The organism is Bradyrhizobium sp. BRP23, assembly GCF_020194135.1.
GTDB lineage: Bacteria > Pseudomonadota > Alphaproteobacteria > Rhizobiales > Xanthobacteraceae > Bradyrhizobium > Bradyrhizobium yuanmingense.
Window position 1 is genome coordinate 1 of record NZ_JADYVW010000007.1, and the last position, 11935, is coordinate 11935.

At 58.1% G+C, this 11935-nt stretch carries 8 protein-coding genes and 2 pseudogenes; 3 read left to right on the plus strand and 7 right to left on the minus strand.

All coding sequences use genetic code 11. The features are described 5' to 3' along the window. Positions 1 to 1091: 1091 nt before the first annotated feature. Together I6F24_RS19940 and I6F24_RS19945 are read right to left on the minus strand one after the other, a co-directional pair. Positions 1092 to 1400, minus strand: a complete 309-nt coding sequence (locus I6F24_RS19940; RefSeq protein ID WP_225129451.1) for a hypothetical protein — start codon at positions 1398 to 1400, stop codon at positions 1092 to 1094. 659 nt (positions 1401 to 2059) lie between these two features. Continuing rightward, positions 2060 to 2280: pseudogene (locus I6F24_RS19945) on the minus strand (transposase); the annotation flags it as partial. Between the two features lie 925 nt (positions 2281 to 3205). Between I6F24_RS19945 and I6F24_RS19950 the strand changes: the two are divergent. Both I6F24_RS19950 and I6F24_RS19955 read left to right on the plus strand, forming a co-directional pair. Continuing rightward, entirely contained in the window at positions 3206 to 4213 is a 1008-nt protein-coding gene (locus tag I6F24_RS19950; protein WP_225129453.1) for a radical SAM family RiPP maturation amino acid epimerase, read from the plus strand. Further along, positions 4162 to 4569 carry a hypothetical protein gene (locus I6F24_RS19955; RefSeq protein ID WP_225129455.1) on the plus strand — a complete coding sequence of 136 codons (408 nt, stop codon included), beginning with the start codon at positions 4162 to 4164 and terminating at the stop codon, positions 4567 to 4569. Before I6F24_RS19950 ends, I6F24_RS19955 begins: the two co-directional genes overlap by 52 nt. A 976-nt stretch (positions 4570 to 5545) precedes the next feature. Here the strand turns inward: I6F24_RS19955 and I6F24_RS19965 are convergent. The 3 genes from I6F24_RS19965 to I6F24_RS19975 form a co-directional block, all read right to left on the minus strand. Further along, the gene (locus I6F24_RS19965) at positions 5546 to 6202 is read right to left on the minus strand and encodes a hypothetical protein (RefSeq protein WP_225129459.1); all 657 of its coding nucleotides are present in this window, start codon (positions 6200 to 6202) and stop codon (positions 5546 to 5548) included. Between the two features lie 168 nt (positions 6203 to 6370). Further along, a complete protein-coding gene (locus I6F24_RS19970; RefSeq protein WP_225129460.1) occupies positions 6371 to 6733 on the minus strand; it encodes a hypothetical protein in 363 nt (120 codons plus the stop codon). A 100-nt stretch (positions 6734 to 6833) separates the two neighbouring features. Further along, positions 6834 to 7898: a transposase family protein gene (locus I6F24_RS19975; RefSeq protein ID WP_225129462.1), complete on the minus strand. Its 1065-nt coding sequence runs from the start codon at positions 7896 to 7898 to the stop codon at positions 6834 to 6836. A 640-nt stretch (positions 7899 to 8538) separates the two neighbouring features. Between I6F24_RS19975 and I6F24_RS19980 the strand changes: the two are divergent. After that, positions 8539 to 8805: pseudogene (locus I6F24_RS19980) on the plus strand (zincin-like metallopeptidase domain-containing protein); the annotation flags it as partial. Between the two features lie 1276 nt (positions 8806 to 10081). On the opposite strand, the gene I6F24_RS19985 reads toward I6F24_RS19980, so the two are convergent. Both I6F24_RS19985 and I6F24_RS19990 read right to left on the minus strand, forming a co-directional pair. Next, positions 10082 to 10420 (minus strand): hypothetical protein, encoded by a 339-nt coding sequence (locus tag I6F24_RS19985; RefSeq protein ID WP_225151552.1) that lies wholly within the window; start codon positions 10418 to 10420, stop codon positions 10082 to 10084. Between the two features lie 817 nt (positions 10421 to 11237). Continuing rightward, complete coding sequence (locus I6F24_RS19990) at positions 11238 to 11915, minus strand: hypothetical protein (protein ID WP_225129466.1); 678 nt, start codon at positions 11913 to 11915, stop codon at positions 11238 to 11240. Positions 11916 to 11935 lie beyond the last annotated feature (20 nt).

Below are 11935 nucleotides of genomic sequence, written 5' to 3' on the forward strand. Positions count from 1 at the left end.
AATGGACCTGCCATCGTCTGCATGGCACTCGCGATCGACGCGCCCACAGGCTCGTTACGGCTTGTGATTAGCGTAATTGTCCGATTTCGCGGCACTTGAGCCGGCACCACCAACCCATCGAGAGCGTGTAGGCCACCCCGGCGATACAGCTTGTACGGACGAAAGGCTTCTTACCGTAACCACCGCCAGACCGATGGTGTTCAAGCCGGTGATCGTCGCCACAGGGACCCGGCGGCGCCTCAACATTCCAACGAGTTATCGAAGCTCGCAGCAGCAGTCCCAAGCACGGCCTTGAGGTCATCCAAGTGCTGGCACCGGCAAACAAAGCGCCCGATCACCTCGTCACCTAAATCCGAATAGCTCCGCTTATTTGGCCGTTAGTCAACGGAGATTTATTTATGACGATGACAACGCGAGCTGGAAATTGAGGCGTCGTGTCATCGCCCAAACTGGTGTGGATAGGCGCCGAGGGCACATTTTCCGGGCGGCGAACGGTTGAATGGCTGGCCGTCCGCAGCGACGAATGGCTCACAGAGACTTCGATCGACAGAGACGCAGCCTGCCCACGGGCCCTCTGCGTGAGGATTAATCCATCGCAATGCGCTCGCCAGACTTGCTTGATGAGCTACTCGACCATTTTCCACGACCTTTGCGGTTTCGGGCGCGGCAAATTCCTTTCCGCTTAAGATCATCTGGTGAAATGCGAGCGTCGCGTCCTTGCTCCCGATCGGCAGACTTTACCAATCAAGCACTCCGATTTTGCGCTCTCCGCTCAGCTATTCGGGCCCGTCAATTGACGATGTTGGGCTGCATGAGCAGCATCATCCACGCCACAAATCTCATCCTGCTGATGCTGCTAACGGCGAGCACTAGTTCGGCTTGTGCGGTCTGCTCAGCGTATTTCCAGGCGCCATTTGTGCCCCCGGGCAGTCCGCCGGTACTAGATGTGATTGCGACCTTAGTGGCCTGGGGGAGACTTGAGACGTTTGGCGTTAGACTGAGATTTTTTGTCCGCCAGCCAACACAACGTGGTGGCAGGTTTGGTGGGGCAGTGCCAGCGCTCGCATGAACGGTGACCGATGTCACGAGGCCTAAATGCCGCAGCGGGACCTCTCCTGAGCGATCGTGACCGCGGCAAGGCCGAACATCACGTCGCGGTTGATGCCGAAATGGAGGCGATAGAGCCACCAGATTGCGCAGCACCGGTCGAGATCGGAGAGTGCCCGAGCGCGGTTTATTGCTGCTGCGACCCGCGCTATTGGCTTCATGACACGTCTCGTCTGGAAACCTGAACGTCTCGGGACCAGTGCTCTAAATTTGGTGAGTTCTTGATCGGTGACGGTCGGCTGTCGCGCGCGTGCGTCGGCAAAGGATTGGAAGCTGAGATTCATGTTTGCCATGGCATTGCGCGTCTCGAAGCTTGATGGGAACACGCATATGCGTATCCGGCCTTTCCGTAACCTTACGAGGCAAGTACTGCTTCCCCAAACACCCAGATCTGGTAGCGACAATTGACAGCACTCTTATGCGGTAGTTACGCGGTGGCGCGCGTTAGTTCGCAGACCCGATGCTGTCGCATCGAAGCGATCGGAGTCGATGGCGTTGGCTGCACCTCGGAAAACGGGGCGGCGCGGCCCGGAGCCATGTGATATTGCCTCGACTCATCGATGGCAGGTAGAGCTCCTGAGAGAGACGGTGATGCACTGCGACTTCCTGCCGCTGTGGGGATGCAGTCAACGAATGTGAATTCGTCATTTGAACAACTCGCCAGCCGACCACCTAACGGATTGACACGCGACATAGCCAGGGTAGCAAAGCTACCCGCCCACAACACTAGTTCGGTACGGTCGACAGCACGTTGCGCAGCCTGTTGCGGCCTTCTCGAATATGAGGCCGAGCGAATACAAATTTGGCGCGCACCACCCACTCTCTGAGGACGATCCTTCAACTGAACAGACTACCAATGCATTATCATGCTGTGGGCACACGCATGCTCTAAGACCAATTTCCCGGTCGCGATGACCGGGTTTGTTGAAGTCTGTACTTGCCCGCCTACTTCATTCTTCTCCATGTCAGCCAGCTCGAAGAAGCCCCGCCGCGCATGGGCAATGCAAAACGCCAGTGTAATCGGCCGCACCTTCTTCTGCGGGTCGAACAGCGGTTCGAACCCGCTGAAGCACCGGCGTACAGCATGCCGGCGAACGCGGCCAGCTTCTTCTGGAGATGCTCGCCTCGTCGGTTGCTCGAGGCGTACTAGACTGCCGCGGCCGGCGCAGGCCCGGTGGCCGGCCACCACACACAAGTGCAGAACCGCCCGGTTGTACCTTGCCCTTCGCCGGGATACGGATGGTGTGGTGAAAAGGCCGGCGGGATTTCACCTCCAGCCTCTCGCAGAACCGGGCGTATTGGACGGAATGCGCGCCGTTTCTAATCCGCAAGGGACGCTGCTGAGCACGGTTCTGACCGAGCTTTTGTAGATGGTAACCGCTTGCTGCTGGGTTAGCTACCCACAACGAGCTTTCATCCCGCTCGACTGAGCGCTTGTTATGTTCGAGACCAATGTCGGAAAGTTGACGATACGCACGCTCAGACAAAGCGCAAAAGCAGCGATGTCAGTTTGGTATGCGGATTGCTTTGTTAAGGTGTCATCACCGATCGCTTCCAAGGCGACGGCTAGGTAGAAACATTTAGCAGAGGCCGGGCTATGTCGCAGGCTGAGGTAGAACGGTTTGTCAAGAATCTAGCGAAAGAGGGTAGTCTGCTCGAACACGTTAAGCAGAGTGCTACAGGTCTTCGCGATCGGAAAGAGCCACGGCTACGATTTCACGCTTGATGAGGTTAGGAGCAGCATCCGAGTGCCACGCCGACATGCGTTGATGCAGCTCGACGCGATTGTCGGCGGCAAGCAGGATTTGAGCGGTGTAGGCTTGAGGAGGATTGTGCATACCACTGCGTTGGCTAGTTCCACGTCGGAGGCACCTACGAGCGCCGTGCAAGCCGCGGAAGCGGGCCGTGACCTAGTCGCTATCGTTTTGCTTATTGTAGTTGTTGTCGCTGTCACGGCCTGACGTATTTTCACTCTGATCGCATTGGCTCGTCCTGAAGGAAACGATCCGGTGCGAACAGAACTGAAAGCACGCCTCGTCAGGAGTCAGATCATTGCTTTCAGGCCTAGAGATGCGGCTTCAGGGCGTACCCGTACCGTATGACGCACACTGCCACCGAACACTGCCGACGGATTTTTGACCGGCGTACCCCCGAGCAACTGCGCACGTTGTCACACGTCAAGCGCTTCATGGAGCGGCTGGCCGGTGACTTGGAGTTCCGCAGGGCGCTTTCGGAGAACGTTCATTCTCCTCGAGCGGTAACAGAGCGCTACGGCATCGAAGTTGCCCCAATGAAGATGCTTCCTCTCTGGCGCGGCGGCTACCTGAAATATCGCTTCAAGCCGGAGTCTACGCCCTGGCCCCTGGCTATGATGTGGGACGAGTTTATCTGCGACATGTTGCGCGATCGCGACCTCCTGCGCGAAGAGGGCGAAATGTCGACGATCAACCCTCGCTTTCATGCCTGGCGTGAGCGCCACATCCGGCGCTGCAACGACGAATTGGGCGGAACGGCGGCCTCGGTCACGTACCCCATCATCGCTTTCGAGCTGAGCGACGGCTGCACCATCGGTTGCTGGTTCTGCGGCCTCTCGGCCGACCGCTTCAAAGGCTATTACGAATATAGCGAAGAGCATGCAGCGCTTTGGCGCGCCGTGGTCGGTATTGCGAGCGAGATGTTTGGTTCGGCAGCCCGTACTGGTTTCTGCTACTGGGCCACAGAGCCTATGGACAACCCCCATTACGACCGCTTTCTATTCGACTATTATCAGATCACGGGCGCATTGCCACAAACAACGACGGCGGCCCCGCTCAGGGATCGCGCACTCACCACGCGCGTGCTCGAACTGTTCCAGCGCTATCGCACCGTGACGAACCGTTTCTCCGTGCTGAGCACAACACATCTCGACCAGATTCACATGGCGTTTTCGCCTGAGGAGCTGATCGGTGTCGAACTCGTCCTGCAGGGCAAGGAGGCGCTGACTGCAAAGGCTTTTGCCGGGCGCGCGCCCGGAGCGAGAAACTTAGGGCTGGCAACAAAGATGATGCAATCGCCTTGCTGGAGAGCGATCACACGACCATCGCCTTTGTTTCCGGCTTTCTCGTAAATATGCTGCAGGGACGTTTACAATTGGTGACGCCGGTGCCCGGTAGCGAACGCTGGCCTCTTGGCTACCGCGTCTTGAGTGAACGCTTCTTTAGGAGGTCTGACGAGTTCCGCGAGGGGCTGCAGCGCATGATCGACCAGCATGTGCTCGAGGCTGGGAACCGATGCTTTCATCTCCGGTCACGCAACATGGAACACCGGGTGCTGGACGACATCGCTCCGACTTCCGTTGGCCATCTAATCGCCTATGGCAACTGCACAGCGTCGGAGCTGGTTAGGCAGGTCACGACTGACGGAACGAGCGTGCTCGCAGTAGCCGACCTGCTCGATCAGTTATGCACGGCCGGGGGTGATTGAAGAGGACTTAGACGACAGCTTCGCCTGGCAGACCAGCTCACCTGTTACTGCGCTTTCATCGGGCAGCGGTTAGAGTTTCGGATTTTGTACGCCAGTGAGTCCGCCGGAAGAATTTCATTCTCGAGTTGCCCAGGCGAACGGTGCGTGATGCCCCTGCAGTTCCACCGCGCTGTCGAAAACATGGAAATTTGGAGTGCGCGCAGCGGCGGCTACTCGTTCGTTATAAGCTTGCAGAGCCCGACCGGTCCTGGCTTCCGCGGAAGGTTCGGCTACGTCGCTTCGTGGCGTCCGCTTGACCAGAGCCGTGGCGCGATCAGGGTGCTCGGCTCGCCGCTGCAGAGCTTGGCTGAGGCCGAGGACGCCTGCAATAGTATGCTCAATTACCTGAGAGACTGAACTGATTCCTGGTCGCGGAAAATGGAAGCATCTTAAAGATGCTGCAGTCGCGTCGGGTGCTACCCAGGATGTTCACGGGGTCGAGACGTACTTTGTAGCGGCTGAGATTATCGCGCCCGATTTGAGCGGGCGCTACACGTTCTATCCGTCGGACGGGCTTGCTTCCAAATCGAGCTCATCTGGATTATCTTGAAGATCATCTGCCGTCCCTCACGCCGGTCGGAGCAAACATGTTCGTCGAAGGCTCGACAGATTTGTTCGCGTTTCCCAATCCGGTAGTTAAGCCGTACATCAGGATCGTGATCCACAAGACGCCCCTAGCGAACGGCTGCGCCCTACCGGATCTATTCACGAAATGATCATCACGATCCGTACACGGATGCGAGCCAGAACAGCTTGATGACAAGGGCGGGACAGGTCGTAACACCGTAGTCTCAATGACTTCACTGATTTTGCCGTCCTGCCACGCCTGTTTGCAGCGGCTGCGGTAGTCGCTCCTCAATCGCGGTAGCGCTGACAATGCTGCTAAAAAATACCGTCGCGCTTAAAAATGCTTTCAGCACAGCCAGGACCCTTTAGATTAGGAATAATCAAGCGGTACAAAGGCGATATTACCCTCGGGCCCAGACGATCGCCGTAAAGCGCCCCGGCCATTTCCGGAAACCGCGAAGTGAAGATTGAGCCGCCCATTCATTTCTTGCACAGAAAATGTCAAGTTCGGGTGTGAGCCTGAACGAACATCAAAGATCGTACTGAGTTGAGTGGTGACATCGTGGAAGACGACATAGCCAACTTTCATGCCGGTGTGAAAAGACGGTAGGTTATCCTGGTCAGCTAGTATCTTCTGAACGATTTCTTTTCGCTCTAAACCAAAGTTTGAGGCAAAGCCGGTTGCAAAACAGTCGACTCTATCGTCGTTGAGATTATTGCGAACAACCAACACATCATGTCGTGTGCAGGTCGTAATGTTCGAAAGAAGATCGTTCGACGGCTGATAGTTCTGTCCTCTGAGTATCACGTGCAGCGTGTCAGGGGACCATCGAAACCCTTCCTTACTTATCGAGCAACCAGCCACAACGCCGCCAATACCGTGCGTCTCCAGTCCGTTTAAAAAGATAGCGAGGCGTTGTGAGATACAAACTGTACAGACAAGACGGCCCGTCACGTCAGCTCTGTTTGGGGGGTATTGTAGCACCGAGTGAATATAGTCTTTGTCTTCTGGACTGTCGCGCGCCATGGAAAACTGCCCCCTCATATTGCCTCAGATGACAATGTTACCGAGCGCCCCCAGCTGTCGCGCGAATTGGACCCCGCGGGTCCGAGCAAGCCGCTCGCGAAGCGCGCCCTCCAGAGCGCCGTAGCGAGAGAGCGGCTTGCGGTGATTCGGCAAAGCAACACGTGGGATTTAGACAGCGAGGGAAGCTTGGAACGATAGTATGGTTTCGGTGCTGCTGATGAGCTGTCGAGCGACCTTTGATCGCCAATTCTTCACCAACCGCTGCACCGTACGCCGCTGATGGCCACTGAACTGACCCGGCGCATGCGCTGCCAGCCGGGAGAGGAGATCGACGGCGGACAAGTGCGGAGCCGCGGCGAGCCATTCCTCGATCATGGGAATGTATGGGTCGAGCATCGATGGCCGACGTGGCGCAGGTTTGCGCCGCACATAGCGGCGCCGATGAATGCCGCGCTGCTCACCCTGCTTCCAACCGTCGCCGAGCTCTCGGGCAAAGGCGGTCAAGTCGCTTTGCACCGGCGCGACGGTCATGGCTGGCTTTCCGGCCCGCTGATCAACACGCTTGCCCAGCTCATTTTGAGCGTCCCTCATCTGTGCCAGCAATGCCACCGGATCAAGCGTGCGGTAAATCTCACGCAGCCGACGTTTGAATGCCTCGTTGCGGGTGGACCAATGCTCTTTCGTACGGTGTAGCGGGAGGAAGATAACGCTTGATCACCTTGGCACCTTCGCGGTGCTTCTCCTTCAGCTTAAACGAGGGCTGGAAGAAATTGATGTGCAGCCGTGCCGCGGCAAACAGGCGAGCTAATGAGCGAGCGGCATCAATGCCTTCAAAGCGCCCGTAGCCCACCAGACGTCGAACGATAGCTCCATTCTTCTGTTCAACGAACGCTTGATCGTTCTTTCTGTAGGCCCTGGAACGAGTGACTTCGACATCGTGAGAACGGCACCACGAGACGACCGTGTCGTTCATGAAGGCGCTGTCGTTGTCAAAATCGAGCCCGCAAACGGGCCAGGGAAATAGGTTCTGGGCGCGCTCGAGGGCCTCGACCACAAGCGCTGCTTCACGCACAACAAGCGGAAAGCATTCGGTCCACCCCGTTGCGACATCCACCATTGTTAGCGTCTGAATGAAGGCCCCGGATACGGACATGCCGCCGTGCGCAACCAGATCCGCTTCGCAGTACCCCGGCGGAGGTGATCCCCAGTCATTGAATGTACGCACCGGGACTTGCCGCCGTACGGCACTGGAAAAGCCCGCCCGCCGTCGGCGTCCTCCGGCTGCTGCGATCCTTACGTCGCTCAGCAGGCGATCGATCGTCGACGCGCTCACCCTCAAAACCTTAGACCGCTCATCAGCAGAAAGCTTCAATCTGCCGTGCCGTTCAAGAGCCGGAAGCAAGAACGGGATCATCGCGACGAGCCGCTTACTGCAGAGCCGGTCAGACGAGTCCCATAGCACAATCAGTGCCATACGAATGGAAGCTCCGTAGGTCCGGCCCCGCCGCCGCGGCACGGCCGACCCCGATGCCCCGTCCGCTGACAGCGCTCGGATCGCGTGCTTGCGATGCCATCCCGCAACGGCGCACAGCTCGTCTAGGATCCGTCCCTTCTCGAGCCGCCCGCTTGCCCGATAACGCTCGGCCAGCGCTGATGTGATCTCGCGCTTTGCGCGCATGCTGATCTTCCCTGCCATAGCCGCCACCGATCTGATTCGGCAGCTCCGCCCCAGACACGACAGGGAAGTTGTCCGGTAACATTTTTAGCGAGGCAATATGGGGGGCAATTTCCCATGTCGCCCGACAATCTACGATGGTGTGGTCCTCAACCGACAATGTCTCACTGATCAGCAGCCTAAACCGTCCGGGTGATCCTGAAGTCGTGACGACTGACAGCACAGAGAGCACGTCTGAGTGGTTGCAGGAATTTCCGTGGCGGATTGAGGGGTGTTGATAGCCCATTATTATTGACCGACTGCGCAAAAGGCCTGTCAGCTTGCGGTAAGCTATGACAGATACAGAGCCCTTGGGATTAACGGGATGTGACAGGGACAGCGTTATCGCTCCAGATCGATCGGCGCCGAGTCACTTTTCCGCTAGTCTCAACGGCAGTGCGGATGTGGTAGGGACTAGTTGGCCTGGCTTCAGCCCCCGGGTCGGTTAGCACCGAGCCGCGCCCGCACTGTTTCTACATCTTGCCCCGACCAATCCCGCTGCTATCTCCGACAAGTTTCGCGGGTACTCTGGCGAAGGTCGGTACATCACCTGAAAAGGTGAGGGCCACGTACTTCCATTCTGCCGCGACGCGCGCAATGAGTGGCGTTGGACACTACATACCGCCACGAGAGCCGCCTGAATCGCGAGTTCGGCCGCAAGCGCTTCGGCGATGAAGGCTATGCCATGGAAAAGTTGGTCGCAGAGCTTGGCGCGGCCTTTCTGTCCGCCGATTGGGCCTGATACCGGAGGTGAGGGAGGGGCACGCCTCCTATATGCCCTCTTAGATCAAGGTGCTGAAGAACGACAAACGCGCGATCTTCAAACTTCGTCCAGCGGGCGGCGGACTTCCTGTATCGGTTTCAGGCCAAAAATTCCGCCGCGGCCTGAGCCGCGGCGGAAATAATCGATCTGGACCTCGTCATTTTAACTCCAAATAGCTCAGATCAAACTCGCCATGAAAGTCGGGGGTGAATACAAGCTCGCGCCATGAGCCCCTTCGGCGAAAAGGATTACCCTCTCCTTGGTGAATAGCCGATGAGAGAGCGAATGAACGAGGAACGAATCGCGGAAGGCGGATTTGCGAGAACGATTCGGATCAACCGTGGCTTGGCACCCGTGCGTGCACCTGCGGCGCCGCCGGTATGCCGTTTTGCAACCCGAGCAATGACCAGTCGTCGGCTCCCATGCCGCCGCAAGACTTCATCGGCCGGGAGGAAGGCGGGTCCTGAAACCCATGAAGCCCCACGACGATCGAGAGCCGCAGGGCCGTTTCGTTCTGCAGATGTCGCGATGCATTGCCTCACGAGCGACGGCCTCGTCAGCTTCTGGAAAGCCTATCCATAATAGGATCAGCTCCGATGCTCAGTCAGCGCCGGTGGGTGGGGCTGCCGCCAGACCGCCGCTCTTCACCGAACCATCAGACGCGCCAGCTCAGTCATCAGACATCTACCGCGGTCTCAACTCTTTCGTTGATCTGCCGTACACACCGCAGCAGATGCAAGACGATGCTCAGTCAGCGCCGGTGCTCAGCCCCGCCGGTAAACCCGCGTTCTTCGTCGGGCGGTCGGGCGTACTCCAGGAGCTTGAGGACATCGGATACCGACTCGACGAGGATTGGCAGGATGGCGCGTCCGATGGTCCGGTGAACCGCGGCGGTCTGGCGGCAGCCCCACCCACCTGTTCAGGGGAGACGCCTAGCGCAGCGTTCGCCTCGACGAGCACTCAACTCTTTCGTTGATCTGCCGTACACACCGCAGCAGATGCGAGACGATGCTCAGTCAGCGCCGGTGGGTGGGGCTGCCGCCAGACCGCCGCTCTTCACCGAACCGTCACAGCCGGTGTCGGATTTCTTACTCGATGTCCTCCCTATCCGCATCCGCACTGCCAATGAAGTTAGCCAGGAGATCGAGAGGCTAACGCACCGGCTTTGCCTTGAGGGCTGTTCACACGAAATGCCTGGTGGGTATTAACGAGAAATCGGCCTTGGACTGATAGGGTAGACTGAGGGCGTAGCTGATCGCTCAGATTCATCCCCGGGGAGATACCATCGTCCGCCGAGAATGAGCAAAGACGGGCTTGCTGACGCCGCTGCCTGCTCCGGACGAACTCGATTCAAAGTCGATTGCGCGCGCCATCGGGCTGGGATGCGCTCGATGCACGATTTCTAAATTCCGCAGCGGGATCTCTCGTGGGCAACCGAGACCGCGGCGAGCCCCAACATCACGTCGCCGGTGAATCCGAAATGGAGACAATAGAGCCACCAGATTGCGCAGCACCGGTCGAGATCGTACATGGCGAGTGCGCGCCTCGTTGCTGCGACCATCCGCGCCATCGGGTTCATTCCGCGTATCATCTGGAAACCTCGGCGTCTCGGGGCCAGCGCTCTCCGTTCAATGACTTTTAGGGCGGTGATGGCCCGCTGTCCGGCGCGTGCACCTGCAAGAGATTCGGAATTAAGATTGATGTTCGCCATGGCGTTCTTTTCCGCGTTTCGAAGCTGCATGCGATCTGTGTCGTAATCCTACGGTTCAGGTGCTGCTTGCAAAACGCCCAGATCTGGTAGTGCCAACTGATAGGATTTCCATCCGATAAATACGCTCACGCGATTGCACTGCCACGCAAAGCCACTTGCGACCGTCGTTCTCGGTTACGCGACCTTTGCTGCCAGCTCCTTGAGAATACCTCCGCGTCCGCAAGTTATTGACGCTCGCACAGGCAGGGCCTACGCCGTTTCCGAGTAAGCCCTCCACGGTCACCGGTTTCGCTGCCCAATTTGCGCGAATCCAGCCGACGTCGAGCGCTGGTTGGCGGCCGAGCCCCGTCTGAGGGCGCTGGCAATTCTCGGTCGCCTCGCTGAGCAACGCCCCAAACAGTTCGGCCCGCAGCACACCATCGTGCAGCGCTTGTTGGGATGGCTCCGACGCAAATCAGCCGAAACGATCATCCCGCACGGCGCAAAGCTGCGACGCTGGCCGCGTGTAATGGGCATTCCGCGACGTCTCCAGTCCCTCCGATTCTGCGCGCCATCGTGGAATCTCGGACTGGCCCACAGCGGGAGCTACATCGTTTAAGCGAAAGTCACACCGGCAGGGGAGGCAATACGGGCGCAATATGGCAGGCCGGATGACGGGCCGGCACCACGCAGATGAAATGGCAAGGATGACCGTGCATCTCGTGGGCTGCCAGGGGGTCCAATGATGCGTACCCACTGGCGGCGCGAACAGTCCACTGTTAAGCGGCGAATGTCTCTCCAGGTAAGGACAACCGAAGTGATCGCAGGCCTCCAGTCCGGCGCGATCGCTTCACCGTCGGGTTGCGTCTCATACCCTTGTAAGCCTAACGAACCCTCCTTCCACTAATTCGGCTTTGTAGGCCCGATTGTTAAGTAGGATTGTGGCGGGGTTATCTGCGGTCGGCATGAAACCTTCTTCGCGCAGCTTGTCCATTAGGGCAGGTGTGGCCCATTGCTGTCCTAGCGGCATTCCGTAGCGCCATTTCTCCGCAAAGAAGGCTCCGAAGTCCGGTACTCCCGCCCGGCCGGCCCCAACCACTTGGTCCTCCGCGGGGTTATGAACAAGACGAACGCGATTGGACTCATCCAAACCGGCCGTGTAGCGGTGACCTTGGATTTCATAGGTCATCGTCGGCTGGTCCGAGTCCGGCAAGAGACCGTGGTGGAATAGCCTCTCAACCATGGCGTCAGGGGCGATTTGCGAACCGTGTGAAAATCTCTGTGGAGCGGCGAATGAGACATCTACCGCTTCCTCAGGTGCGGCAGGTGATGATGGTCCAGCTTCATTCATGATCTGACTGAACAAATCATGATCTTCCTGTGTCCAGATGTGCGCCGTTGGCGATTCCGGTGAACGGGCATTATCGATCGGGTTCGGATCCAGAAAGCTCTCCTTTCTGTTATAAGAACAAAGGCCTCTTGAAGATCTGCCCCCAGGGAATGAGCTGAAGTTCGTCACGAATTCAGAGATGGGTGGCTTCGTCATCGAGAGGCCAAGTTCGAATG